Source organism: Streptomyces longispororuber, assembly GCF_024448165.1.
GTDB lineage: Bacteria > Actinomycetota > Actinomycetes > Streptomycetales > Streptomycetaceae > Streptomyces > Streptomyces longispororuber_A.
In genome coordinates this window covers 1-23790 of the sequence record NZ_JAMOLN010000023.1, presented here as the reverse complement: position 1 = coordinate 23790, position 23790 = coordinate 1, and the positions used below count along the sequence as shown (strand labels likewise).

The following is a 23790-nucleotide window of genomic DNA, read 5'->3' as shown; positions in this document are numbered from 1 at the left end:
GGCCGCCCGGGACCGTGAACCTTTGTGCGGGCTGTGGGGAACAGAGGGTGACATGCTCGACCCCGCCCCGCGTACGGAGGACCTGTGAGCGGACCACCACCGCACGATCCCGACGGCAGCGACAGCCGCGTCATCGCGCACTCCCTGGAACAGCCCGAGGTCTTCGCCCGGCTCTACGACCGGTACGCCGCCGACATCCACCGCTACGCGGCCCGGCGGCTCGGCGAGCACGCGGCGGACGACATCACCGCCGACACGTTCCTGACGGCGTTCCGGGTGCGGGGGCGGTACGACACGGCGCGGGCCAGTGCCCGGCCCTGGCTGTACGGGATCGCGGCGCACCTGATCGGCAAGCAGCGGCGCACCGAGGTACGGGCCCTGCGGGCCCTCGCGCGCACCGGGCACGACCCCGTCGCCGCCACCTGGGTCGAGGACACCGAGAACCGGATCGCCGCCCAGGGGCCGCTCGCCGACGCACTCGCCGCGCTGTCCGCCGCCGACCGGCACGTGCTGCTGCTCGTGGCCTGGGCCGACCTCACGTACCAGGACGTCGCCGAGGCGCTCGGCATACCCGTCGGGACCGTCCGGTCCCGGCTGAACCGGGCCCGCCGCAAGGTGCGGGCCGCGCTGGGGGCCGACCCGGCGTTCGTGACCGACGTGGATGTGGCGGAGGTGGTCCGGCCGTGAGCGTGGACGAGATGAACGAGGTGCGGGAGTTCCGCGACGACGCGCCCGTCGCCGACCGGGCCCGGCTCGCCCCGGGCCGCGCCCGGCTGACCGCGGCGGCCACCGGCGGCGGCCGCGCACGCCGGCTGCGCACCGACTGGCGGCTCGCGGCGGTCGGCGCCGTCGCCGTCGCCGTCGCGGCCACCGTGCTCGCGACCGGCCTCGGCGGGGACGGCCCGAGCGACACCCAGCGCACCGCCCCCGCCGCGACGCGCACCGTCACCGGCACTCCGGCGGAGATCCTCGCCAGGGCCGCGGACACCGTCGAGCGGGGCCGGCCGGTGCCGGCGCCGCGCGACGGCCAGTGGATCTACGGCAAGAGCATGTTCGGGAACGACGGCGGCTGGCCGCGCAGTTCGTCCGCACCCTCGCCGAAGCCGCAGACGAACGAGTCCTGGAAGAAGTACGCCGATCCGCGCTTCGAGAACGGCCGGGAGGGCGACGACCACTCGCCCCGCGAACAGTTCCGCCTGCTGACCTCGCTGCCCGACGACCCGGCCGCCGTCCTCAAGAAGGTCCGCGCCTTCTACCCGACCGACAAGAAGTACCCCGAGACCGCCGCGCAGCACGGCTTCCGGTCCCTGAAGGTGATCCTCGGCGCCGACCCCATGCCGCCGGAGGCGCTCGCCAAGCTGTACCGGGCGATGGCCACGATCCCCGGCATCCAGGTCCAGGACCGTCTCGTACGGGACCTGGCGGGCCGTGACGCCCTCGCCGTCGGGCTCGACGACACCGGCAAGAACCCCACCCGCACCGAGATCCTCATCGACCCGCGCACCTACCGGGTCCTCGGCGACCGCTGGGTGGTGACCGGTGACTTCTCCGAGAAGTTCCCGGGGGACAGCCCGCCCCGGCCGCGGAAGGCGGGCGAGATCATCTACCAGGGGGCGGACCTCGCCTCCGGCGTCGTCGACCGGCGGGGACAGCGGCCCTGACCCCGGGCGGGGGCGGCGCCCGGCACCTGAGACGCCGCCCCCGCGGGTTCGCCCGATCGGGCCCGCGCCGATTAGGTTGGCCCCATGACCGACACTGCTACTCGCTCCACCGGCGCCGTCGCCGCCGGCCTCGCCACCGTCACCACCGACGGCACCGTTCTCGACACCTGGTTCCCCGCCCCCGTCCTCCAGGACGAGCCCGGCCCGGCCGGTACCGAGAAGCTCTCCGCCGAGAAGGCCGTCGAGCTGCTCGGCGCCGGCGCCGCGAAGGCGATCGGCCCCGACGCCCGGCGCGGCGTGGAGATCGTGGCGGTCCGCACGGTCATCGCCTCCCTCGACGACAAGCCGCTCGACGCGCACGACGCGTACCTGCGGCTGCACCTGCTCAGCCACCGCCTGGTCAAGCCGCACGGCCAGAATCTGGACGGCCTGTTCGGGCTGCTCGCCAACGTCGCCTGGACCTCGCTCGGCCCGGTCGCCGTCGACGCCGTCGAGACGGTCCGCCTGAACGCCCGCGCCGAGGGCCTGCACCTCCAGGTCACCTCGATCGACAAGTTCCCGCGCATGACCGACTACGTCGCCCCCAAGGGCGTGCGCATCGCCGACGCCGACCGTGTCCGCCTCGGCGCGCACCTCGCCGAGGGCACCACGGTCATGCACGAGGGCTTCGTGAACTTCAACGCGGGCACGCTCGGCACGTCGATGGTGGAGGGCCGCATCTCCGCGGGCGTCGTCGTCGGCGACGGCTCGGACATCGGCGGCGGCGCCTCCACCATGGGCACCCTGTCCGGCGGCGGCAACGTCCGCATCGTCATCGGCGAGCGCTGCCTGGTCGGCGCCGAGGCGGGCGTCGGCATCGCGCTCGGCGACGAGTGCGTCGTCGAGGCGGGCCTGTACGTCACCGCCGGCACGCGCGTGACCATGCCCGACGGCGAGATCGTCAAGGCCCGCGATCTCTCCGGCGCCTCGAACATCCTCTTCCGCCGCAACTCGGTGACGGGCACCGTCGAGGCCCGCCCGAACAACGCGGTGTGGGGCGGCCTGAACGAGGTCCTGCACAGCCACAACTGACCCTCACAGGTCGGCACAGCGGCCCGCGCCGGGATCCCGGCGCGGGCCGTCGTGCGTCGTGCGCGAAGAAACTTTCCGGGGGGTGGCATAGCGAGGGCGGTCCGGACTCGTCATCACAGACAGAGAGCATCACAAGGGTGGGGAAAGTGAAGGTGACGATGGATGCCGTACGGGAACAGCGCGGTGAGAGTGCGGAAGGTTTCCGGGAGTTCGTGGCGAGCCGCTCGTCGGCGCTGCTGAAGACGGCGGTCCTGCTCAGCGGCGGCGACCGGCACGCCGGGGAGGACCTGCTGCAGAACGCGCTGATCAAGGTCGCCGGACGGTGGAGCCGGGTGGACGACCCCGAGGCGTACGTGCGCCAGGTCCTGTACCGCCAGCAGGTCAGCAGATGGCGGCTCAAGTGGCCGCGCCGCGAGGTGAGTTACGGGGAGGTGCCGGACGGCGCCGCCGGGGACGGCGGGACCTCCGCCGCGGAGCTGCGCGTCGTCATGCGCACCGCGCTGGCCCGGCTCACCCCGCGCCAGCGCACCGTGCTCGTGCTGCGCTACTTCGAGGACCTGCCCGAGGGCGACGTCGCCCGGGTCCTCGGCATCTCGGTCGGCACCGTGCGCTCCACGACGCAGCGCTCCCTCGTCAGGCTCCGCGGCCTGGCACCCGAACTGGCCTCGCTCGGCCGGGCCGACGCCGAGCAGCCCCCGTCCCGCGACTACGCCCCTGTGGAGGTGCGCCCGTGAACGTCGACGACATGCTCAAGGATGCGCTGCGCGAGCAGGCGGACGGCGTGGGGCCCGCACCCGCGGACTTCGCCGACCGGGTGCTCGGGGTGCGCAGGAAGCGGCGCGGGCGCACGGTCGCCGGCGCGGCGGTCGCGGCCGCCGCGGTGGTCGCCGGGGCGCTGGTGGTGCCGCAGATCGGGGGCGGCGAGGACGTGCGGCCCGCGGGCGTGACCGGCACCGCGGACGTCATCGCGCACCCCGACCAGTCGCCGCCCAAGGACGTCATCGCGGCCGGACGGACGGCGCTCGCCTCGTTCTCCACGACCAAGCAGGTCGTGTTCAAGGACGGCGACGGCGAGATGGTGCGGACGTACGGGGTGCTCGACCCGACGACCAAGACGTACCGGAAGGCCGCGGGGTGGGCCTGGCTGGACGTGGCCCCCGGGCTGCGGACGGCCGCCGTCCTGGAGAAGGATCTGCCCGCCAGGCGGATCGGACTGCTCGACCTCGCCACCAACAAGGTGACGCGCTGGATCCCGGTGGCGCGGGGGGCCGCCGGGGTCGAGTTCTCGCCGGACGGCAGCAAACTCGTCGCGACGACGTACAAGAAGGACCCTGACCGCCTGCACAAGGAGAACAAGGTCAGCGACGGCAAGAAGACGTACCCGGGCTCCGGTCCCTCGACCCGCACCGGCTACTCGGTGATCGACGTGAAGAGCGGCAAGGGCACCTGGTTCGCCGCGCCGTCCAACGAGGAGGCCTTCGGCAACGCCCGCGAGGACGCGTACTTCTCGCCCGACGGGAAGCTGGTCGGCGTGTTCACCGAAGGCGGCTTCGACAACGACAGCACCTTGAAGTACTACGACCTGGCGGGCAAGGAGGTCGCCACGCCCGCCAACCTCCGCCACCTGCTCGGGTGGATCGGCGCGGCGAGCCTGTCGCCGAACGGGAAGCTCGTCGCCGGTGACTTCGCGGGCAAGGGGAAGGAGATCGCCGTCGCCGTGAACGACGCCGTCACCGGCGAGCGCACCGACAAGCTGCCCGCCCAGCAGATTCTCGGCTGGGCGGACGACAAGCGGGTCATCGCCTGGGGCTGCGACCCCAAGAAGTGCGACGGCAAGGGGGAGTTCCGCAACCAACTGCTCCTGGTCACCCTCGGCACGCACAAGGTCGTCCCGCTCAGCGACTTCCGCAAGGCGTCGGCCGCCTACCCCGGGCGCTGGAGCCCGGAGTTCACGACGCGCTGACCAGCCTGTCGTACGCCGCCCGCAGCCCGTCGGCCGCCTCCCGGCCGGCGGGCCGCAGCGGCGGGCGGACCGCGCCGCCGAGGAGCGCCTTGACGGTGACCGATCCCGGCAGGCCCGAGTTCATCATCAACTCCGTGAGCGGCACGGTGAGTTGCTGGCGGCGGGCGGCCTCCGCCGTGTCACCCGCGTCGTACGCGTCCACGATCGCGCGGAAGGCGGCGGGCACCACGTTCGCCACCGTCGAGACGTACCCGGCGCCGCCGAGCGCGTACAGCGCCAGCACGTACTCGTCGCACCCCGTGTAGTACGCGAGATCCGTCGCCGCCATGACCCTCTGCGTACCGAGCAGGTCGTACGCGCAGTCCTTCACCGCCACGATCCGGGGGTGCCCGGCCAGCCGGATCATCGTCTCCGGTTCGATCCGGGTGCCGGTGCGGCCCGGGATGTCGTAGAGCATCACCGGCAGGTCCGTGGCGTCGGCGAGGTCCCGGAAGTGTGCCTCGACGGCGTCCTGCGGCGGGCGGCTGTAGTACGGGGTGACCGCCAACAGGCCGTCCGCACCCGCCTGTTGGGCCCGGCGGGCCAGCTCGACGGTGTGCCGGGTGTCGGCGGTGCCGATGCCCGCGACCACCGGGGTCCGGTCGCCGACGGCCGCGCGCACCGCCCGCACCAGATCCGTCTTCTCGTCGTCGGACGTGGTCGGGGACTCGCCGGTCGTGCCGGACAGCACGAGCCCCTCGCAGCCCTGGGAGACGAGCCGCTCGGCCAGCCGCTGCGCGGCGTCCAGGTCGAGCGCGCCGGTGTCGGTGAAGGGCGTGACCATCGCGCACAGCGCGCGGCCGAAGGGGGCGGGGCGGGTCTCGTTCATGGGGGTAGTCTCGGCCGCCCGACGGTGAAGCTCCACTTAAATCTGCTACGAGGTGGAGCGGAGCGCTGCTGAAGGTTACGGGTGGCGGGGAGCTCCTTTCGGTCGTTCTCGGTGACTTTTGGCCGAGAGGGGGTCTTCAGGACACTCGTCCGCAATCCGATGAACTGCACAGAACGTGTTGCTCGGCCGGTTCAGAGGTGTTCGAGGTGCAAGACGTGGTGATGGCCCTGGCCATGCCCGTGCTGATGTGCGCGAGTGGGATCTATGCGGCGGGTGCCGCCTGGTGGCGGCAGCGGCGTCCGTCGCCGCCGCCGTACTCGCAGGCCGGGATACGTCTGGCGGGGGAGCGGGCGGTCGCCGTCGCGGAGGCGGTGGTGGCCGACCAGTACGCGCTCCTCCTGCACGACGCGGCGGGCACTGGTGCCAAATCGTCCGGGGTGCGTCACCATGAGAGGCCGGTGGCCGGCGACCGGGCCGCCGAAGGCCGTTCAGGGGAGGCACCATGAGGCTCGGCAAAGCACTCGCCACCGGGATCGCCGAAGAGGCCCCGCGGGACACCGCGCAGCCCGAAGCGACCGCGCCCGAGCGGGAGTTGACGCTCGACGACGCCGTCGACGCGACACCGGAACCCGTCGAGGTCCCGGCCGCCCGATGAGGCTGCGGCTCCCGGAGGAACGCCCGGAGGAGCCGCCCACCGGTCACAAGATCGCCCACCCCGTGATCGACGCGGACGGTGGGCGCGCCGGTTTCCTGGGCGTCTCGCTCGGTGCCGCCGCGCCCTACCGGGTGCTCGACGAGGCGCGCTGCGTCTACGGGCGGCGGCACCGCGCCCCGCACCGGCGCTGCGACTGCGGATTCCACTGCGTGCACGAACGCGCGGTCGCCGAGGGCCTGTTGGTGAGCGAGCAGTACCGCAGGGCGGTGCTGCTCCAGGTCTCCGTGCTCGGCTCCTACATTCGCTTCGAGCACGGCTTCCGCTACCAGCGGCAGCGCGTGCGCACCATGACCGTGGCGCCGTGCCCGTGCGGTGCCGCGGCCGGTGTGCTCGCCGACGCGGGCTGGGGCCGGGACGGGCGGCGCGTCCTGGAGGCGGCGTGCGCCGGGTGCGTGGGCGGGCGTGCCCGCTGGACCCTCGACGCGTTCGCGCGGCTCGCCGGGGAGGGCCTTCGGGTGGTGGCGGCCCCGGGTGCCCGGCTGACCGGTGCGGCGCCCGGCATGCCGGAGCTGGTCGCGGAGGCGGCGCTGCTGCAGGCCCGGCTCGACTGGTTCCAGGGGCAGTTGGCGCGGCTCGGCGAGGCGATGGGCGGCGCCGGTCCTGAGCCCGGGGAGCGCTGAGCGGCCCGGCAGGACCAGCAGGACCGGGCCGGGCGGGAAGGGATGGTGTGCCCGCCTCCGGGTACCCGCCGTGTCCACGCACGGAAGGAGGCGGGACACGGTGACCGGGACCACCGATCGGCCTGCGGAGCGACGCTCCGTCGGCGAACTCGTCGAGCGGGCGACCGAACAGCTCTCCACGCTCGTACGACACGAAATGGCGCTCGCCCGCTGGGAGTTGAGCGAGAAGGGGCGGCGGGCCGGACGCGGCGGCGGGCTGCTCGGCGCCGCCGGGGCCACCGCGTACGTGGGGTTCATGGTGCTCGCCGCGGCCGGCACCGCCGCGCTGTCGCTGGTCCTGCCCGTCTGGGCGGGCGCGCTGATCGTCGCGGGCGTGCTGTTCGCCGTGGCGGCGGTGCTGGCGCTGGCCGGGCGACGGGAGCTGGGGCGCGCGGCGCCGCCGCTGCCCACGGAGGCCATGGACGGCCTCAGGGCCGATGCCGAGGAGATCAAGGAGAGGGCGCGCCGATGAGCCGTACCGACAGCACGGGCGGGCCCGGCGGGCCCGCCGCGATACGCCGCGACATCGCGCGCAGCAGGAGTGAACTCGCCGAGACCGTAGAGGAGTTGGCGGCCCGCGCGGACGTGCGCAGCCGGGCCCGCGGCACGGCCGTGCGGGTGGCGGACCGGGTGCGGGGCGGGACGCCGGAGCCCGTGCGCCAGGCGACGTCGGCCGTGGCCCGGGCCGCGACCGGACATCCGCGTCCGGCCCTGGCGGCGGTCGCCGGGGTCGTGGTCGCCGTCGCGGTGACCAGGCACCGGGTGAACGGCCGGGCGCACGGCCGGTGGAACGGGAGGCGTCGCTGATGGGACGTGCGGTCAGGATCGCGTACCGGCCGCTCGGCCTGGTCCTCGGGATGGCCGGCGGACTCCTCGCCCGGGCCGCCTTCGACCGGACGTGGCGGGCGCTGGCCGGTGAGGACGACGCGCCGGACGCGATGGACGAGGGGCGGAGCTGGGGCGAGGTGCTGGGGGCCGCCGTCGTGCAGGGAGCCGTCTTCGCCGTGGTGAAAGCGGCGGTGGACCGCGGCGGGGCGGTGGGTGTGCGCCGGCTGACCGGGGTCTGGCCCGGCTGACACGCCCGGCCGGCTGACGCGCCCGCCCGGCGGTGCCGGCCGGGCGCACGCCACGGCACTCTCCGACGATTTCTCTCGTCTGGACAAAAAAAGTTTTCGGTGGGACGGTGGAGTCATGTTGGACGTCACCGTCATCGAGGATCCGGCCGCCGCCGCGGTCTCGCTCGACCCGATAAGGGCCCGGCTGCTCGCCGAGCTCACCGAGGGGCCCGCGTCCGCGGCGATGCTGGCCCCCAAGGTCGGGCTGCCGCGGCAGAAGGTGAACTACCACCTCAAGGCGCTGGAGAAGCACGGGCTCGTCGAGCTCGCGGGCGAGCGGCGCAAGGGCAATGTCACCGAGCGGCTGATGCGGGCCACCGCGGCCTCGTACGTGATCTCGCCCGGCGCGCTCGGCGCCGTGCAGCCGGACCCGGACCGGGCCCGCGACCAGCTCTCCGCGCGCTGGCTGCTCGCGCTCGCCGCCCGTCTCGTACGGGATGTGGGCGCGCTGCTCACCGGCGCCGCGCGAGCCCGCAAGCGGCTCGCCACGTTCGCGCTCGACGGCGAGGTGCGGTTCGCCTCCGCCGCGGACCGGGCCGCGTTCGTCGCGGAGCTGACGCAGGGCGTCGAGGCGCTGATCCTCAAGTACCACGACGGCGCCGCCGAGGGCGGCCGCGACCACCGGGTGGTGGTCGCCCTGCATCCCAAGCTCAAGGAACCCGGCCCGGACGCGGACGCCCAACTTCCCACCACCGCACGTGAACTGACGGAGTGACTGACATGAGCGAGAACAGCGGCGCCAAGGAGTTCGAGGTCGCCCGGGAGTTCGAGGCCGACGCCCGGCCCGAGCAGATCTGGGACGCCGTCACCAACGGCACGGCCGGCTGGCAGTGGCCCATGGAGTACGAGCCCAAGGAGGGCGGCGCCGGCCCCTTCAACTCCGTGCTCACCACCTGGGACCCGCCGCACCGGCTCACCGTCCTGTCCGAGGACCCGGCGGCCCTGCCCCCGTTCCAGACGAAGAACCAGCTCGACTACACGATCGAGCCCAGGGACGGCGGCAGCCGCGCCTGGGTGCGCTACGTCCACAGCGGCATCTTCACCGACAACTGGGACGAGTACTACGACGGCGCCGACAAGCACACCGACTTCTACCTGCACACCCTGCGCCAGTACGTCACCTTCTTCGCCGGCCGGCCGGTCGCGTTCACCACGTTCGACGGGCCCGCCGCGTCCGTGGGACCCGAGGCCCTCACCGCGGTCGGCCGCGCGCTCGGTCTGCCAGGCGACGCGGAGGAGGGCGCGCGGGTGCGCGTCCAGGGCCCCGGCGGGACGACCCTGGACGCCGTGCTCGACTACCGCACCGACCACTTCATCGGGCTGCGCACCGACCATGCCCTCTACCGGATCTTCGGCCGGGGCCGCTGGGGCGCCCCCGTCGGCATCAGCGTCCACGACTTCGAGCCGGACGCCGACGCCGAGCGGAACGAGACCGAGTGGAGCGGCTGGCTGGACTCGGTCTTCGCCTGAGGCACCCCGTCAGGGACGGAAGCGCAGCACCTGCGGGTCGTGGTCGCTGATCTGGTCGTGGAACTCGCTGTTGATGTGCACGCTGTCGTACGCGAACGAGTCCTTCACCCGGATCGACGGGCTGATCAGGATCTGGTCGAGCACCTGGCTGTTGCCCTGGTAGTCGTACGTGTACCGCTCGCTCTTCGGCAGCGACTTGATCGCCGACCACAGTGCGCCGCCGTCCTCCAGGCGCTGCGCCGTGCCGGAGAATTCAAAGTCGTTGATGTCGCCGAGCGTGACCACGGCGGCGCTGCGCTGGACCTTCAGGATGTCCTTCACGAACGCGTTCACCGACGTCGCCTGCGCGTGGCGCTGCGTCTCCGAGCTGCGCGTCGGCGGCTGGTACTGCGAGGTCAGCGCCTGGTCGCCGCCCTTCGACGCGAAGTGGTTGGCGATCACGAAGACCGTCTTCCCGCGGAAGGTGAACTCGCCCGCGAGCGGCTTGCGGCTGCTCTTCCAGGCGTCGTTCGCCGGGTCGATCCGGCCGGGCGAGGCGGTCAGCGCGGCCCGGCCCTTCTCGCTCGTCACGCCGACCGGCGTGGTGGCGTCGCCGCCCGCGCGGTCGGTGAACGACACCCGCTCGGGGTTGAACAGGAACACCTGCCGGATGTTGCCGCCCGGCTCGCCGCCGTCCTGGTTGTCCACCGGGTCGATGGAGCGCCAGTCGTACGCCGGGCCGCCGGCCGCGGCGATCGCGTCGATCAGCTTCTTCATCGTCGCGTCGGCGGCGACCGTGCCGTCGTTCTTCGCGCCGTTGTTGTCCTGGATCTCCTCCAGGGACACGATGTCGGGCGACCGCAGGTGGTCGACTATCGCGGCCGCGTGCTCCTCGAACGTGGCGTCGGACGGGTCGAGGTTCTCGACGTTGTACGTCGCCACCGCCAGCTCGCCGGACTTCTGCGCCCGGGTCGTCTCCCGCTGCAGACCGGCCGGGGCGAGGGTGCCCAACTCCCGTGCCACCAGCGTGTATCCGCCGTACTGGTTGAAGTCGAGCGGGCCCTCGGTGGTGCCCGACAGGACGTCGCCGACGTCCGCCGTCGGGAAGTCGGCGACCGTGCCCAGCGACTGGATCTGCAGCCGGCCGGTGTTCTGCGCGTCGTACGAGGCGTAACGGGTGCCGCCCCGCTTGGTGCGGTTCTCGTGCGGCTTGACCGTGACCCACAGCTCCGCGTAGGCGTCGGAGGCGGTCACGACGCGCGAGGAGCCGATCCGGACGTTCTGGCCCTCCAGCGACTCGTAGTAGTCCAGGGCGTACTTCTTCGGCTGCAGCGGCAGGCCGTTGACCGAGCCGTTCGCCGCCGGGTCGCCCGCCGCGGTGTAGGCCGCCGGGACCGACTTCGCGTCGATCGTGGTGACCGGGACCGCGTTGCCCGACGAGACGACCGTGACCGTCGGCTTGGTGATCTCGGTGAGCGACTGGTTGCCGGACGAGGCGCCGCCGGGCACGTACTCCGACACCGTGCCGGAGACCGTGACGGCGTCGCCGGTCTTCACGGTCGGTGCGGAACTCGTGAAGACGAAGACGCCCTCGCTGGTGGCCGGGTCGGCGTCCGGGGCGGTGTCCTGGAGCCAGAAGCCCTTGGACGAGCCGTACGTCCTGACCCCGGTCACCACCCCGGCCACGTCCGTGACCTGCTGACCGGCGAGCGGGGACGTCCGGGTGTTGCCCTGGATGTCGTGGACGGCGACGGCGGCCGCGTGGGCCGGGGCGGTCGCGACGACGGCGCCGGAGGCGCCGCAGGCGACGGCGACGGCGATCGCGGCGAGGCGCGAGCGGGAGAACGGGGACTGCGCTGACTTGCTCGGCAAGGGATCCCTCCGGGGACGTGCGTGTGGCGAGCGCCGGGACGAGGGGTGAGGGACGGAACCGGGGCGGGTGTCGCCGTCCGTCCCTCACGTGCTCTACGTTTCTACGCGCGTCAATCTCTTTCCTGCGCAGGGGAGTTGTCAAGGTTTCGAGGATGTCCTCCGGGCGTCCGAAGCCTGACGGGTACATGAACCGGGCAGCAAAGGGTCAAATCCGTCTAGGCTGAGCGGTCGCAACGTAAGCCTCATGTCTTGGCTCCGAGGAGAACCAGCCGATGTCAGACAGCTCCCCCCTGCCGCCGGTGCGGCTGCCCGCCGAAGCGGAGCTGGCGCGGGACGCCCTTGCCACCCCCCTCCTGTCGCGCGCGGTGCGGCTCGCCCGCTGGGCCGGGCCCGACACCCGGGTCGGCGCGGGCGGTGACCTCGTCGACGAACAGCTCCCGGCCGCCGCGGCCGAGCTCGGTCTCACCGACGACGAGGAGGGCGCCGCGTACGCGAGCGAGGCGTGGCGCATCGCCGTCGACACCGGACTGGTGGAGGTGGTGGACGAGGAGGAGGGCACCGTCGCCGTCGGCGACGAGCTCGGCACCCTCACCTCCGGCGGGCCCGCGGACGTGCTCGGCCTGTGGCTCGGCGCGCTCGACACGGTCCTCGCCGACGCGAGCGTGCCCGACCTGGACGACCTCGTCGACGCCATGGACCTGGAGAACGGCTCCGGCGAGATCGACTTCTCGCAGCTCGACTGGGACCCCGAGGCGGAGGCCGAGTTCCTGGAGGGCGTGCTCGGCAATCTGTACCTGCTGACCGTCAGCGAGGGCGGCGCGGGCGACGGGCCGGTGCCGCTGCCCGCGCTCGCCGCGTCGATGATCGTGCCCGACGACATGGGCGAGCCCACCGACGACGTCCTGGAGCAGGTCTCCGACGCGATGATGCGGCTCGACGACCAGTTCCGGCTGCTCGACCCGGTCGGGCTCGTGGAGTTCCAGCCGGTCGACGAGGCGCTGATGGCGGACGTCGACGACGACGAGCCGGTCACCGAACCCTTCGACGAGTCCGACGTCTCCCGGTACGGCATGGTGCGGCTCACCCCGCTCGGTCTGTACGGGGTCAGGGCGCGGATGCTGGAGGCGGGCATCGACGCGCCGGCCGTCGGTGACCTCGCCGACAAGGGGGCCGACACCCTCCTCGACAGCACGTCCACGTTCCCGCAGGCGGCGGCGCAGGCCGAGATCGAGCAGTGGCTCGCCCGCCGTGAACCGCTCGGTGCGGCGCGGGAGTTGCTCGCCGCGGCGCGCGGCGCGGACGAGGGGGCGCCGCTGCGGCGGCTGCGCTGTCAGCAGGCCCTGTCGCTGGTCGGCGCCGAGGCCGAGCCCGCGCTGCGCGAGGTGCTGGACGACGCGGAGCTGGGCGGACTCGCCCGGGTTTGGCTCGCCGAGCACGGTGCGACGGACGTGCCGCCGCCGTCGGAGGACCTGGTCTTCTGGCTGACCGTCGACACGATCGCCGCGCAGCTCTCGCTGGAGGGCAACTCGGACGAGCTGCAGGCGCTGGTGGAAGGGCTGGCCGCGCAGCACAGCGGGTTCTTCGCCGCGGCGTGGCGGGTCGACCACCCGGCCACGGCGGACGTGCTGGAGGCGATGGGGCGGCTCCACCCCGACAAGAAGGTGGCGAAGGAGGCCCGCAAGGCCGCGTTCAAGGCCCGGTCGGCGGCGCAGTAGCGTCCGCCGTGCCCTCCGGTCGAGCTGCGGGTGCGGGCCGGTGGGGCTTCTCGCGCGGTTCCCCGGGCCCCTGAGGCATGCGGCTTCGCCGCCGCCTCAGGGGCCCGGTGGACCGGTCAGCAGAGGTACCGCGTCGTGTGCTTGAACGACGACGTCGCACCGTCGAAGCCGTACGTGCCGCGGTATGCCGGCGGGTTCTGGTACTCGCCGACCACGGTGATCGTGTTGGCGCAGGAACCCTGGCCCGAGCGCTTCGCGTCGAGGCGGATCGTGTCGCCGATGAAGCCGCCGGTGATGTCCCACGGGGCCCCGCAGATACCGGACGTGATCTGACCGCCGGTCACCACGTACGGGTGCGTGTTCGGGTTGATCTTCGCGGTGATGGCGAAGGTGACCGTGCCGTTGTTGAGCTCCAGCTTGCAGTCGACCGACACCGCCTCCGCGGACAGGTCCTGCTGCGGCGCGGCGAACGCCTCGTCGCGCGTCTTGACCTCCGCGCCCTGCGGGTTGTGGAAGCGGTGCTCGGCGCGGGCCTGGGACTTCTGCTTGCGTGCCTGAGTGGTCATGGACCGACCTCCCTTCAGAGCTTCGAGCGTCAGGCGAGCTGTTCGGAGATCTCGACGCGCAGCAGCGCGCGCACGTTCTCGATGTGGTTGACGACCGTGACCTGCGAGGACCCGGCGAACAGCAGACCCGCCGCGACGTTGTCGAGGGAGGTCACCAGGGACCCGGAGTCGCCGCCCGCCGACATGTTCGTGGTGAGGATCTGGTCCTTGAACCGGGCCGTGCCCGCGGTGCCGTAGTTCACGTCGATCGTCGCGTCGACCGCGATGATCCGGCCGAAGGAGATGTTCGTCGTCCGGCCCGACTTCTTCACGAGGTCGCCGACCGCGACGTTCGCCTTGCGCCGCCAGGCACGCGGCGCTCCGCTGAAGTACTGCTCCCGGGTGGCGTCCTGGAAGGAGACCTCGCCGAGTGCGCAGTCGACCACGTTGTTCTGCTGGTCGAGCGGTGTCTGCGGGGCGAACTGGATGGTGATGAACCGGGACAGCGTGGCGATCCGGTCCGCGGGGTCCGTGCCGTTGTCGAACCGGCCGGGCTGCACGATCGCGCTGCCCAGCTGGGCCCGGTTGGAGTCGGCGAGGACGTGGTTGTTGGACAGGATGTAGAACTTCGACGGGACACCGAGCCCGGGGCCCGGCGGGTCGACGGAGGCGCCCGGCAGGAAGTCGTAGACGACGCTGCCGAGGGTGCCCGCGGTGATGGCCACGTTGCCGACCGAGAAGCCCGAAGGGCACGGCCGCATACGGCGGTTGAGGATCTGCGGCTCGAACGTGGCGAGCCCGCCGAGCTCCTCGAGCAGCGGCTGGCCGAGGCCGGACATCTGCTGGGCGACGCCGCCGTCGGGGCCGTAGACGACATGCTCCTCGGGGCGGGCGCCGGAGGGCCGGACCTGCCGCCGCTGGGCCGAGACGTGGCCGACGGCCACGATGTCGGTGGGAGTGCCGTCGTCCATCTGCCGCGGGATCACGTCCCGTTCCGGCAGCAGGGACTCGGGCACCTTCTGGGTCACGAAGACGAGCACGGCCTGCTCGCCGGTGGGCCGTCCGTCGGCCCACTTCACGCCGTGGCCGAAGCCGACCACGTTGGCCAGCGGCTGCTCGCGCCGCAGGAAGTCACTGGTCGCCTGCTGGCGGGAGCTGTCGCTCAGCTGACCGCCGGCGGGTCCTCGCATCAGTTCGGGCTGGTTCACACCAGACCACCTCTTCCCCTGACTGCAGGGGTTCCGTCACAGCTCGCCGGACGGTCCTTCGTGGGCCTGGACCTCGCCGATCGCGAGGACGCGCACCGGTACGCCGTCGAGCTCCTCGGGAACCACGTCTTCCGCGCGGAGCCGGTCGCGGGGCACCTTCCGGGTGACGAAGACGACGATCACGTCCGCCCCCGAGCGCTCGTCCCTCCCCGTACCGACTCCCGTGACATTGGCCAGCTTCATCAGCCGGCTCTCATGGAGGCCGCGTGCCCGACGTGCGTCCACTCGGCTCGCCACCCCCTCAGTGGGTGATGCGGTGATGCAGGTAGGGGCCTGTCTATTGCCGTACGACAGGGGGGTCAAGGCGTTCTGCGTGAAATCTTGGGATTGCGTATGAGATACGGCCGTTGACCTTCTTTACGAAGATTCTTCCGACGTTTCCGGAAAGCGCTGTCAGGTCCGCAGGTAGGAGGCACCGTTGAGGTCGAGGACGGTTCCCGAGGCCCACTGCGCCCCGGGCGACGCCAGCCACAGCACGGCACCGGCGATCTCCTGAGCCGAGGCGACCCGGCCGAACGGACTCTGCGCCCGCACCGCGTCGTCGAGCCGGTGCGCCACCCGCTCCGTCTCGATGAACCCGGGCGCCACCGACGCCACCCCGATCCCGTGCGGCGCGAGCGCGACCGCGAGGGACTGGCCCAGCGCGTGCACGGCGGCCTTCGTCGCCCCGTACGCCGGGTGGTCGGGCTCGCCCTTGAAGGCGCCGCGCGAGCCGACGTTGACGATCCGGCCGCCCGTGCCCTGGTCGATCATGCGGCGCGCGGCGAGATGGCTCAGGTTCGCCGTGCCCAGCAGATTCACCGCGACGTGCCGCTGCCACAGCTCCGACCACTCCTCGTACGAGGTGGTCGCGGGCGGATGCGGCAGGTTCACGGCCGCGTTGTTCACCAGGACGTCGATGCCACCGAGCCCCTCCGCCGCCCGCCCGGCGACCGACGCCGCGCCCGCCGGGTCAGCCACGTCGCCGCCCACCAGCACGTGCCCGGCCCCGGCGAGCGAGTCGAGCGTGGCGCGCGCCGCCGCCTCCCGGGACCCGTAGTGGACGGCGACCCGGTCCCCGTTCGCCGCGAACTCCCGCGCCAGGGCCCGGCCGAGCCCGCGCGACGCACCGGTCACGAGGACGCGGCGTCCGGTTTTCGGCAGGTTCACTGAAGTCATGGAAGCGGGCCCCTCGACGTCGGACGGTGTTCAACCGCCGTTTATACGCGAGCGAGACCGTGTGGCCGAAAACAGGGTCCGCCCCCCGCCCTCACACCCACTCCACCGGGAGACAGCCACATGTCGCTCACTCGCAGGGACTTCGCCAGACGCTCCGCGGCCACCGGCGCGGGCGTCGCCCTGGCCGGCTCCGTCGGCGCCCTCGCCACCGCGCCGGGCGCGCTCGCGGCCACCGACGACGGCACCGAAGAGCTCGCCGGCGCCGAGGACCGCAAGGGCGGGCACGGCATCGGGTACGGGCCGCTGGTGTCCGACCCGGCCGGCCTCCTCGCGCTGCCCGCCCACTTCTCGTACAAGGTCATCACGTACAGCGGGAAGACCACCCTGGAGTCGGGCGAGCCCACCCCGTCCAACCACGACGGCACCGCCACCTTCGAGGGCCCGCGCGGCACCACCCTCCTCGTCAACAACCACGAGCTGGCCGGCGCCCGCGCCCAGTGGCCGCACCCGGTCCCGCTCACCGAGGGACTCGTCTACGACCCGGCCGCCGCGGGCGGCTGCACCGTCGTCGAGGTGCGCCGCGGCGGCGAGGTCGCCGAGTGGGTCGGCATCGCCGGCACCGCGACCAACTGCGCGGGCGGCTCCACCCCGTGGGGCACCTGGCTCACCTGCGAGGAGACCGAGGACAAGGCCGGCAAGAACGGCTTCACCAAGGACCACGGCTACGTCTTCGAGGTCGACCCCTACGACCGCCGCGCCAACCGGGCCCCGCACCCGATCAAGGCGTTCGGCCGGTACGCCCACGAGGCCGTCGTCATCGACCCCAAGCGCGGCCACGCCTTCCTGACGGAGGACGCGTCCGGGCCCAACGGACTGCTCTACCGCTGGGTCCCGCCGCACGGCTTCAAGCACGGCCGCGGACAGCTGCGCACCCTCGCCGAGGACGCGGGCGTCCTCCAGGCGGCCAAGTGCTTCGATTCGGGCGGCCGGTTCGTCGACGACCTGTCCCGCGCCACGAAGATCGGTACGACGTACGGCGTGGACTGGGTCGACGTCCCCGACCGCGACGCCAAGACGGTCTCCGTGCGCAAGCAGTTCAAGGACGGCGAGATCACCCGCGCCCGCAAGCTGGAGGGCATGTGGTGGGGCGACGGCGGCACGTACATCGTCTCCTCGTTCGCCCGTGAGGAGAGCCCCGTCGCGCACGACGGCCAGGTCTGGTTCTACGACCCCAAGCGCCGCACCCTGACCCTGAAGGTGCTGCTCGGCGTCAACCCGGACCCTTCGAAGGATGGCGCCTTCGACGGCCCGGACAACATCACCGTCTCCCCGTACGGCGGTCTGGTCATCGCCGAGGACGGCGAGGGCGTCCAGCACCTGTTCGGCGCGACCGAGAAGGGCCGTACGTACCCGATCGCGCGCAACGAGCTCAACATCGGCACCGAGGCGGAGCCGGAGTACAGCGAGTTCACCGGCGTCACCTTCTCGCCGGACGGCCGCACCCTGTACGCCAACATCCAGACGCCGGGCATCATGCTCGCCATCACCGGCCCCTGGAAGCGCCAGCGCTGACGCCCTACTGCAACGGGTCCACCGGCGGAGCCTCGCTCTCGGAGGCGATCCGGTGGACCCGCCCGCGCACCGCGTACCAGCCGATCGCCAGGCACACCGCGATCGGGATGAGCATCAGGACGGTGTCCCGGCCCGCGCCGTCCTTGTCGAACCACATCATCACGACGACCGCCAGCAGGAAGGCGATCGTGGTCAGTTCGATCCACGGCGACGCCCACAGCCGGAACGCCGGCCGCCGCACGACGCCCTCCCGCGCCCGCCGCACGAACACCAGGTGACAGAGCATGATCATGCACCAGGTGGAGATGACGCCGAGCGAGGAGATGTTGGTGACGATCGCGAACGCGTCCTCCGGCAGCCACGCGTTCAGCGCGACCCCGAACAGGGCGGCCGTCGCCGTCAGCAGGATGCCTCCGTACGGGACATGGCTGCCGCTCATCCGCGCGGTGAAGGACGGCGCGGAGCCCGCCATCGCCATCGAGCGCAGGATGCGGCCCGTCGTGTAGAGGCCCGAGTTGAGGGACGACATCGCGGCGGTGAGCACCACCAGGTTCATGATGCCGCCCGCCGACGGCACCCCGATCTTGGACAGCACCGTCACGAACGGGCTCTCGTCCGCGGAGTACGCCGTCCACGGCAGCAGCAGCGTCAGCATCACCACCGAGCCCACGTAGAAGATGCCGACCCGCCACATGATCGAGTTCACGGCCTTCGGGACCAGCTTCTCCGGGTCCTCGGTCTCGCCCGCCGTCACACCGACCATCTCGACGGCCGCGTACGCGAAGACCACCGTCTGCGTGATGAGGACGACCGGCAGCACTCCCAGCGGGAAGAAGCCGCCGTTGTCGCTGATCAGCGTGAAGCCCGGTTCCTGGCCGTCCACCGGCCGGCCCGTGGCCAGGAAGAAGATGCCGATCAGCAGGAACAGCACGAGCGCCGCGACCTTGACGATCGCGAACCAGAACTCCATCTCACCGAAGGCCTTCACGGAGATGAGGTTCACGCTGAGCACGACCGCCAGGGCGATCGCCGCGAGCACCCATTGCGGGACCGACGTGAACATCGACCAGTAGTGCACGTACAGGGCCACCGCCGTGATGTCGGCCATGCCGGCCGTCGACCAGTTCAGGACGTACATCCAGCCCGCCACGAAAGCGCCGCGCTCGCCCAGGAACTCCCGGGCGTAACTCACGAAGGAGCCCGACGACGGGCGGTGCACGACCAGTTCACCGAGAGCCCGCACGACGAAGAACGCGAACACCCCGCAGATGGCGTAGGCGAACGCGAGGGCCGGCCCCGCCTTGGCGAGGTTTCCGCCCGCGCCGAGAAAGAGGCCGGTGCCGATCGCGCCACCGATCGCGATCATGCTGATGTGGCGTGGCTTGAGGGCCTTGGCATAACCGAGGTCACCGGCGTCGGAGACGCCTTCCGCGGTGATCGGGTCGTCCAGATGCGCGTCTTGGTGTTTGTCCGGGTTCACTCCGGAACTCTCGCAAAATTAATCCTTGGCGTCGCAGACGCGCGCCGCCGTACAGTCTTTCGCACGAAGAGTTCGCACCTCCCGGTGCGCGGGCAGCGGTTACTTCCTTTCCAGAAAACACACCGCCGCCGAATTGATCTCGGGAGGCGCAGCAGACGGTGCGTGCCCGGTGCGACCGTGACGGTTACTTCGTTGAGGTCGAATCCCGACCGTCACCCCTTCCGACCTCGGGCCCGCTCCATTCGCTGCGCCTCCCTCCGTAAGTCGCCAGACATTCACGAATTCGGGGGGGAATTCTCATGGCACGTTTCAACCGCAAGACCGCGAAGGCGGCTGTCCTTTCCGCCGTGCGCAGCACCGGACGCAGCACGCGCACGCACCAGGGCGGCCTCGGATTCGAGCGCGACGCGCGTTCCGAGACTTTCCTGCTCGCCGTCGCCAACTTCGTTTCCCAGCAGACTTTCTACGAGGGCGGCGCGGACCGGGACGACCGGTTCGCCACGCTCGTGCGCCGGCTCGCCGTGACCGACCCGGAGTGGACCGCGGGCCTGCTCGGCTGGCTGCGCGGCGAGGGCAACATGCGGACCGCGTCGGTCGTCGGCGCAGCCGAGTACGTGAAGGCACGCCTCGACGCGGGCGCCACGGACGGCCCGGCGAACCGGCAGGTCGTCGCGTCCGTGCTGCGCCGTCCGGACGAGCCCGGCGAACTGCTCGGCTACTGGACGCAGACGTACGGCCGCGCCGTGCCCAAGCCGGTCAAGCGCGGTATCGCCGACGCGGTGCGCCGGCTGTACCACGGCAAGGCGCTCCTGAAGTACGACACCGCGTCCACGGGGTACCGGTTCGGCGATGTCCTGAACCTGGTGCACGCCGCGCCCGACCCGGCGAAGCCGTGGCAGGGCGACCTGTTCGCGTACGCGCTCGACCGGCGGCACAACCCGGATACGGCGGTGGCCCCGGCGTCGAGCGAAGTCCTCGTCACGCACCGGGAGTTGATGGCCATGTCGGTCGGGGAGCGGCGTGCCGTGCTGCTCGCTCCCGACGGTGCCGGTCGCCTCGCCGCGGCCGGCATGACGTGGGAGGCGCTGGCCGGCTGGCTGCAGGGGCCGATGGACAGGGCGGCCTGGGAGGCCGTGATCCCGTCGATGGGCGCGATGGCGCTGACCCGGAACCTGCGGAACTTCGACGAGGCCGGTGTCTCGGACGAGGTCGCCGCGCGCGTCGCCGCGAAGATCTCCGATCCGGCCGAGGTGGCGCGCTCGCGGCAGTTCCCGTTCCGCTACCTGGCCGCCTACCGGCACGCGCCGTCGCTGCGCTGGGCGTACGCGCTGGAGACGGCGCTCGGCCATGCGCTGGCCAACGTGCCGTCCCTGGGCGGCCGTTCGCTGATCCTGGTGGACCGCTCCGGCTCCATGTGGGGTCCGCTGTCGGGGCGTTCGCAGCTCAACCGGGCGGACGCGGCGGCGGTGTTCGGCGCGGCGCTCGCGCTGCGGGCGGAGCGGGCCGACCTGGTGCAGTTCGGTACGGGCAGCACCGACGTGATGTACCGCAAGGGCGAGTCGGTCCTGAAGGTCATGGAGCGGTTCGGTGACCTCGGCGGGACGAACACGGCGGAGGCCGTGCGGCGGCACTACCGGGGCCACGACCGGGTCCTGATCGTCACCGACGAGCAGGCGGCGTACAACTTCCACGGCGACCCGACCGAGCAGGTCCCCGCGGGGGTGCCGGTGTACACGTGGAATCTGGCCGGGTACCGGGCCGGTCACGCGCCGTCCGGGGCGGGGAACCGGCACGTGTTCGGCGGGCTGTCGGACGCGGCGTTCCGGATGGTGTCGCTGATCGAGGCGGGGCGGGACGCGAGGTGGCCGTGGGACGAGCGGGGGTGAGCGGCTCGGCGGCGCTCACCCCGGCTGCCCGTCCGCCGGGTCAGGTCCGGTGCCGGGCGCGGGGTGTGCGTGGTTGCTCGCGCCGTTCCCCGCGCCCCTGAGTGATCACCGTCGCGATCACCAGGAGCGCGGCCGCCGCGATCACCGTCCCCACCGCGAACGCCCGCCCCGCCCCGTGCACGAGGACCGCGTCCGCGGAGCCGTGTGCGTGGCGGGTCGCCGTGCCGTAGACCGTGACCAGGACCGCGAGGCCGAGGGTGCCGCCCAGCCACTGGAAGGTCTGGAGCAGGCCCGACGCGGCGCCCGCCTCGCGGGGCTCGATGCCCGCGAGGATCGTCGCGTTGAGCGGCAGGAAGCTCAGGCCGACGCCGACCCCGAGCAGCAGCATCGGGCCGAGGAGGCCGGTCGCGTAGCCGTCACCGACGCCCAGCCGGGACAGCCAGCCGCCCGAGGCGATCAGGAGCACGGAGCCGCTGACCAGGACCGGCTTCGTGCCGAACCGGGCCAGCAGCCGCGGCACGCACCGCACCGTCGCGAACACCCCCGCCGTCAGCGGCAGGAAGGCGAAGCCGGCCTTGAACGGGCTGTAGCCGAGGACCTGTTGGACGTAGAGGGTGAGGAAGTAGAACGCACCGAAGTTGCCGGCGGGCAGCAGCAGGATGCCCGCGTAGGCGCCCGCCCTGTTGCGGTCGCGGAAGAGGGCGAGCGGCGCGATGGGCTGCCGGGCGCGCGACTCCACCCGGAGGAATCCGGCGAGCAGCGCGGCCGCCGAGGTGAAGCAGGTCAGCGCCCGGGTGTCGGACCAGCCGCTGTCCGAGACCCGGATGAAGGCGTAGACGAGGAAGAACATCCCGGCGGTGCCGGTGACGGCGCCCGCCGCGTCGAACGTCCCGCTGTGCCGCGGGGTCTCCCGGACCACCCGGGGCAGCGCGAGGGCGACCGCGACCCCGATCGGCACGTTGATCAGGAGTGCCCAGCGCCAGGACGCGAGGTCGGTGAGCGCGCCGCCGACGACGAGCCCGACGGAGGCGCCGATGCCGGCCGCCGAGGAGTAGAAGGCGAGGGCGCGGTGGCGGGCGGCGCCCTCGGTGAAGTGCGTGGTGATCAGGGCGAGGGTGCTCGGCGCGATGAGCGCGGCGCCGACGCCCTGCACGGCCCGCGCGGCGAGCAGCAGAGCGCTGTCGGTGGCGAGTCCGCCGGCCAGTGAGGCGGCGGCGAAGACCAGCACGCCGACGGTCAGGGTCCGGCGCCGGCCGACGATGTCGCCCACCCGGCCGCCGAGCAGCAGCAGACCGCCGAAGGCGAGGGTGTAGGCGTTGAGGACCCAGGACAGGCCGGTGGGTGAGAAGTCGAGGGTGCGCCGGATGTCGGGGAGCGCGACGTTCACGACGGTGGCGTCGACGCCGACCATCAAGTAGGCGGTCACCACGAGGGTGAGGACGGCGCCCGGGCGCGTTACGGTGCGCGGTAAGGCCTGGGACGCGGTGGTGGGCGGTGCGGAGGACATGCTCGACTCCCGTACTGGGACGGTGGGTTGAGGGAACGCGCGGGCAGCCCGGACTGCCCGCGAGAAGAAGCGGGGACTGTCTCCGTTTAGCTCCGGCTAAGATACGGAGAGGGTCCCCGGTTGTGCAAGGCGTCCTGGCAGGAGTGGTGAATGACCCAGGTGGGAGCGGCGGGCCGCCCGTCCAGGCCGAAGCGGGCCGACGCGCGGCGCAATTACGACCGGCTGGTGCGGGAGGCCGGCGAGGCGTTCGCCGAGAAGGGCGCCGAGGCCTCGCTCGACGACATCGCCAAGCGGGCCGGCGTCGGATCCGGCACGCTCTACCGGCACTTCCCGACCCGGGAGGCCCTCATGGAGGCCGTGTACGTCGACCGGTTCGACGAACTCGCCGAACGGGCAAGGGAGTTGGCGGCCGAACTGCCGCCCGGCGAGGCGCTCTTCACCTGGCTGACCGACCTCGGTGAGCAGATCGTGCGGGTGCGCGCCCTCAAGGCGCTGCTCGGCGCCGCCGTCGCCGAGGGCGGCTCGCCCGTCGTCGTCCAGTGCGGCGACGTCCTCAAGACGGCGGCCGCCGAGCTGCTCGCGGCGGCCCAGGAGGCCGGCGAGGTGCGCGCCGACCTCACCCATCTGGAGCTGCTGCGGCTCAACCACGCCATGGTCACCGCGGCCGAGCTCGCGGGCGACGGACCCAAGGACATGGGCCGCTACCAGCAGCTCCTGCTCGAAGGGGTGCGGTCCAAGCCGTAGCGGGCCGCATCCGGACGGGTAAGAAAAGTCTTCGGTAAGGGAACGGTAAAGCGGACCCGCTCGTTACCCCTGGCATGACAGCTATGACCCCCGGCTCGAACATCCCGCTCACGGCGCAGCGTGTGGCGGTGGACGTCTCGGCCCCCGTGCGGCTCGACGTATCGGGCCTGCTGCTCACCGCCGACGGCAAGGTGCGCTCGGACGACGACTTCATCTTCTACAACCAGCCCTCGGGCCCCGGTGTGACCTACACGTCGGGCGGGGGCACCAGCCCCGACTCGATCACGGTCGACACGGCCGCGGTCCCGCCCGGCATCGAGAAGATCGTCGTCACCGCGAGCCCGGACGCCGAGGGCCAGACGTTCCAGGGCATCGAGCCCACGGCCACGATCCGGAACGCGGCGGACGGCACCGTCCTCGCCACGTTCACTCCGCCCCAGCTCGGCACGGAGACGGCCCTGGTGGTCATCGAGGTGTACCTGCGCAACGGCGCGTGGAAGGCCCGCGCCGTCGGCCAGGGGTATGCGAACGGGCTGGCCGGC

26 protein-coding genes are annotated in these 23790 nt (G+C 72.4%); 18 read left to right on the top strand and 8 right to left on the bottom strand.

The window, feature by feature from the left end:
• The first annotated feature begins 84 nt into the window (after positions 1–84).
• From M4J07_RS09350 to M4J07_RS09330, 5 genes are all read left to right on the top strand, one after another.
• Positions 85–687, top strand: coding sequence for an RNA polymerase sigma factor (locus tag M4J07_RS09350; RefSeq protein WP_255969525.1), 603 nt, complete (start codon positions 85–87; stop codon positions 685–687).
• Positions 684–1661: a CU044_5270 family protein gene (locus M4J07_RS09345; RefSeq protein ID WP_255969522.1), complete on the top strand. Its 978-nt coding sequence runs from the start codon at positions 684–686 to the stop codon at positions 1659–1661. Before M4J07_RS09350 ends, M4J07_RS09345 begins: the two co-directional genes overlap by 4 nt.
• A gap of 84 nt (positions 1662–1745) precedes the next feature.
• A complete protein-coding gene (gene dapD / locus M4J07_RS09340) occupies positions 1746–2732 on the top strand; it encodes a 2,3,4,5-tetrahydropyridine-2,6-dicarboxylate N-succinyltransferase (protein WP_255969519.1) in 987 nt (328 codons plus the stop codon).
• A gap of 158 nt (positions 2733–2890) precedes the next feature.
• Positions 2891–3466 (top strand): SigE family RNA polymerase sigma factor, encoded by a 576-nt coding sequence (locus tag M4J07_RS09335; RefSeq protein WP_255969648.1) that lies wholly within the window; start codon positions 2891–2893, stop codon positions 3464–3466.
• Positions 3463–4695, top strand: coding sequence for a WD40 repeat domain-containing protein (locus M4J07_RS09330; RefSeq protein ID WP_255969517.1), 1233 nt, complete (start codon positions 3463–3465; stop codon positions 4693–4695). Before M4J07_RS09335 ends, M4J07_RS09330 begins: the two co-directional genes overlap by 4 nt.
• Here the strand turns inward: M4J07_RS09330 and dapA are convergent.
• Complete coding sequence (gene dapA, locus M4J07_RS09325) at positions 4682–5563, bottom strand: 4-hydroxy-tetrahydrodipicolinate synthase (protein WP_255969512.1); 882 nt, start codon at positions 5561–5563, stop codon at positions 4682–4684. The two genes, M4J07_RS09330 and dapA, sit on opposite strands and share 14 nt — an antisense overlap.
• 197 nt (positions 5564–5760) lie before the next feature.
• On the opposite strand from dapA, the gene M4J07_RS09320 reads away from it, so the two are divergent.
• From M4J07_RS09320 to M4J07_RS09285, 8 genes are all read left to right on the top strand, one after another.
• A complete protein-coding gene (locus M4J07_RS09320) occupies positions 5761–6069 on the top strand; it encodes a hypothetical protein (RefSeq protein ID WP_255969509.1) in 309 nt (102 codons plus the stop codon).
• A complete protein-coding gene (locus M4J07_RS09315; RefSeq protein WP_255969506.1) occupies positions 6066–6218 on the top strand; it encodes a hypothetical protein in 153 nt (50 codons plus the stop codon). The genes M4J07_RS09320 and M4J07_RS09315 overlap by 4 nt, the downstream gene beginning before the upstream one ends.
• Positions 6215–6898 (top strand): hypothetical protein, encoded by a 684-nt coding sequence (locus M4J07_RS09310; RefSeq protein WP_255969503.1) that lies wholly within the window; start codon positions 6215–6217, stop codon positions 6896–6898. The genes M4J07_RS09315 and M4J07_RS09310 overlap by 4 nt, the downstream gene beginning before the upstream one ends.
• Positions 6899–6998: 100 nt before the next feature.
• Positions 6999–7409 carry a phage holin family protein gene (locus tag M4J07_RS09305; RefSeq protein WP_255969500.1) on the top strand — a complete coding sequence of 137 codons (411 nt, stop codon included), beginning with the start codon at positions 6999–7001 and terminating at the stop codon, positions 7407–7409.
• The gene (locus M4J07_RS09300; protein WP_255969497.1) at positions 7406–7744 is read left to right on the top strand and encodes a DUF3618 domain-containing protein; all 339 of its coding nucleotides are present in this window, start codon (positions 7406–7408) and stop codon (positions 7742–7744) included. Before M4J07_RS09305 ends, M4J07_RS09300 begins: the two co-directional genes overlap by 4 nt.
• Positions 7744–8013 (top strand): DUF4235 domain-containing protein, encoded by a 270-nt coding sequence (locus M4J07_RS09295; protein ID WP_255969494.1) that lies wholly within the window; start codon positions 7744–7746, stop codon positions 8011–8013. The genes M4J07_RS09300 and M4J07_RS09295 overlap by 1 nt, the downstream gene beginning before the upstream one ends.
• Before the next feature lie 115 nt (positions 8014–8128).
• Positions 8129–8767: an ArsR/SmtB family transcription factor gene (locus tag M4J07_RS09290; protein WP_255969491.1), complete on the top strand. Its 639-nt coding sequence runs from the start codon at positions 8129–8131 to the stop codon at positions 8765–8767.
• A gap of 5 nt (positions 8768–8772) precedes the next feature.
• Positions 8773–9522, top strand: a complete 750-nt coding sequence (locus M4J07_RS09285; RefSeq protein WP_255969488.1) for an SRPBCC family protein — start codon at positions 8773–8775, stop codon at positions 9520–9522.
• Between the two features lie 9 nt (positions 9523–9531).
• Here the strand turns inward: M4J07_RS09285 and M4J07_RS09280 are convergent, their stop codons facing one another.
• Positions 9532–11373 (bottom strand): endonuclease/exonuclease/phosphatase family protein, encoded by a 1842-nt coding sequence (locus M4J07_RS09280; protein WP_255969485.1) that lies wholly within the window; start codon positions 11371–11373, stop codon positions 9532–9534.
• A gap of 272 nt (positions 11374–11645) precedes the next feature.
• Here M4J07_RS09280 and M4J07_RS09275 point away from each other — a divergent pair, with 272 nt between their 5' ends.
• Positions 11646–13088, top strand: coding sequence for a hypothetical protein (locus M4J07_RS09275; RefSeq protein WP_255969482.1), 1443 nt, complete (start codon positions 11646–11648; stop codon positions 13086–13088).
• A 116-nt stretch (positions 13089–13204) separates the two neighbouring features.
• Here M4J07_RS09275 and M4J07_RS09270 read toward each other — a convergent pair whose 3' ends face one another.
• The 4 genes from M4J07_RS09270 to M4J07_RS09255 form a co-directional block, all read right to left on the bottom strand.
• Positions 13205–13654, bottom strand: coding sequence for a hypothetical protein (locus tag M4J07_RS09270; RefSeq protein ID WP_255969479.1), 450 nt, complete (start codon positions 13652–13654; stop codon positions 13205–13207).
• A 29-nt stretch (positions 13655–13683) separates the two neighbouring features.
• The gene (locus M4J07_RS09265; protein WP_255969476.1) at positions 13684–14841 is read right to left on the bottom strand and encodes a S1 family peptidase; all 1158 of its coding nucleotides are present in this window, start codon (positions 14839–14841) and stop codon (positions 13684–13686) included.
• Positions 14842–14877: 36 nt separating this feature from the next.
• Positions 14878–15084 (bottom strand): hypothetical protein, encoded by a 207-nt coding sequence (locus M4J07_RS09260; protein ID WP_255969473.1) that lies wholly within the window; start codon positions 15082–15084, stop codon positions 14878–14880.
• A gap of 210 nt (positions 15085–15294) precedes the next feature.
• Positions 15295–16059, bottom strand: coding sequence for an SDR family NAD(P)-dependent oxidoreductase (locus M4J07_RS09255; RefSeq protein WP_255969470.1), 765 nt, complete (start codon positions 16057–16059; stop codon positions 15295–15297).
• Between the two features lie 120 nt (positions 16060–16179).
• On the opposite strand from M4J07_RS09255, the gene M4J07_RS09250 reads away from it, so the two are divergent.
• Positions 16180–17631, top strand: a complete 1452-nt coding sequence (locus M4J07_RS09250) for an alkaline phosphatase PhoX (RefSeq protein WP_255969467.1) — start codon at positions 16180–16182, stop codon at positions 17629–17631.
• A 4-nt stretch (positions 17632–17635) separates the two neighbouring features.
• Here the strand turns inward: M4J07_RS09250 and M4J07_RS09245 are convergent, their stop codons facing one another.
• Positions 17636–19111: an amino acid permease gene (locus M4J07_RS09245; RefSeq protein ID WP_255969464.1), complete on the bottom strand. Its 1476-nt coding sequence runs from the start codon at positions 19109–19111 to the stop codon at positions 17636–17638.
• A 299-nt stretch (positions 19112–19410) separates the two neighbouring features.
• Between M4J07_RS09245 and M4J07_RS09240 the strand changes: the two genes are divergently transcribed.
• The gene (locus tag M4J07_RS09240) at positions 19411–20997 is read left to right on the top strand and encodes a TROVE domain-containing protein (protein ID WP_255969461.1); all 1587 of its coding nucleotides are present in this window, start codon (positions 19411–19413) and stop codon (positions 20995–20997) included.
• 40 nt (positions 20998–21037) lie between these two features.
• Here M4J07_RS09240 and M4J07_RS09235 read toward each other — a convergent pair whose 3' ends face one another.
• A complete protein-coding gene (locus M4J07_RS09235; RefSeq protein WP_255969458.1) occupies positions 21038–22504 on the bottom strand; it encodes an MFS transporter in 1467 nt (488 codons plus the stop codon).
• Positions 22505–22654: 150 nt separating this feature from the next.
• Between M4J07_RS09235 and M4J07_RS09230 the strand changes: the two genes are divergently transcribed.
• Together M4J07_RS09230 and M4J07_RS09225 are read left to right on the top strand one after the other, a co-directional pair.
• Positions 22655–23248, top strand: a complete 594-nt coding sequence (locus M4J07_RS09230; RefSeq protein ID WP_255969457.1) for a TetR/AcrR family transcriptional regulator — start codon at positions 22655–22657, stop codon at positions 23246–23248.
• A gap of 74 nt (positions 23249–23322) precedes the next feature.
• On the top strand, positions 23323–23790 hold a 468-nt coding region (locus M4J07_RS09225; RefSeq protein ID WP_255969455.1), incomplete at its 3' end, for a TerD family protein.

Bases quoted from the DNA above. Each gene is read 5' to 3' on its own strand.
- dapD (WP_255969519.1), top strand. From the start codon at position 1,746: ATGACCGACACTGCTACTCGCTCCACCGGCGCCGTCGCCGCCGGCCTC.
- M4J07_RS09335 (WP_255969648.1), top strand. From the start codon at position 2,891: ATGGATGCCGTACGGGAACAGCGCGGTGAGAGTGCGGAAGGTTTCCGG.
- dapA (WP_255969512.1), bottom strand. From the start codon at position 5,563: ATGAACGAGACCCGCCCCGCCCCCTTCGGCCGCGCGCTGTGCGCGATG.
- M4J07_RS09315 (WP_255969506.1), top strand. From the start codon at position 6,066: ATGAGGCTCGGCAAAGCACTCGCCACCGGGATCGCCGAAGAGGCCCCG.
- M4J07_RS09310 (WP_255969503.1), top strand. From the start codon at position 6,215: ATGAGGCTGCGGCTCCCGGAGGAACGCCCGGAGGAGCCGCCCACCGGT.
- M4J07_RS09300 (WP_255969497.1), top strand. From the start codon at position 7,406: ATGAGCCGTACCGACAGCACGGGCGGGCCCGGCGGGCCCGCCGCGATA.
- M4J07_RS09295 (WP_255969494.1), top strand. From the start codon at position 7,744: ATGGGACGTGCGGTCAGGATCGCGTACCGGCCGCTCGGCCTGGTCCTC.
- M4J07_RS09290 (WP_255969491.1), top strand. From the start codon at position 8,129: ATGTTGGACGTCACCGTCATCGAGGATCCGGCCGCCGCCGCGGTCTCG.
- M4J07_RS09285 (WP_255969488.1), top strand. From the start codon at position 8,773: ATGAGCGAGAACAGCGGCGCCAAGGAGTTCGAGGTCGCCCGGGAGTTC.
- M4J07_RS09275 (WP_255969482.1), top strand. From the start codon at position 11,646: ATGTCAGACAGCTCCCCCCTGCCGCCGGTGCGGCTGCCCGCCGAAGCG.
- M4J07_RS09270 (WP_255969479.1), bottom strand. From the start codon at position 13,654: ATGACCACTCAGGCACGCAAGCAGAAGTCCCAGGCCCGCGCCGAGCAC.
- M4J07_RS09260 (WP_255969473.1), bottom strand. From the start codon at position 15,084: ATGAAGCTGGCCAATGTCACGGGAGTCGGTACGGGGAGGGACGAGCGC.
- M4J07_RS09255 (WP_255969470.1), bottom strand. From the start codon at position 16,059: ATGACTTCAGTGAACCTGCCGAAAACCGGACGCCGCGTCCTCGTGACC.
- M4J07_RS09250 (WP_255969467.1), top strand. From the start codon at position 16,180: ATGTCGCTCACTCGCAGGGACTTCGCCAGACGCTCCGCGGCCACCGGC.
- M4J07_RS09240 (WP_255969461.1), top strand. From the start codon at position 19,411: ATGGCACGTTTCAACCGCAAGACCGCGAAGGCGGCTGTCCTTTCCGCC.
- M4J07_RS09235 (WP_255969458.1), bottom strand. From the start codon at position 22,504: ATGTCCTCCGCACCGCCCACCACCGCGTCCCAGGCCTTACCGCGCACC.
- M4J07_RS09230 (WP_255969457.1), top strand. From the start codon at position 22,655: ATGACCCAGGTGGGAGCGGCGGGCCGCCCGTCCAGGCCGAAGCGGGCC.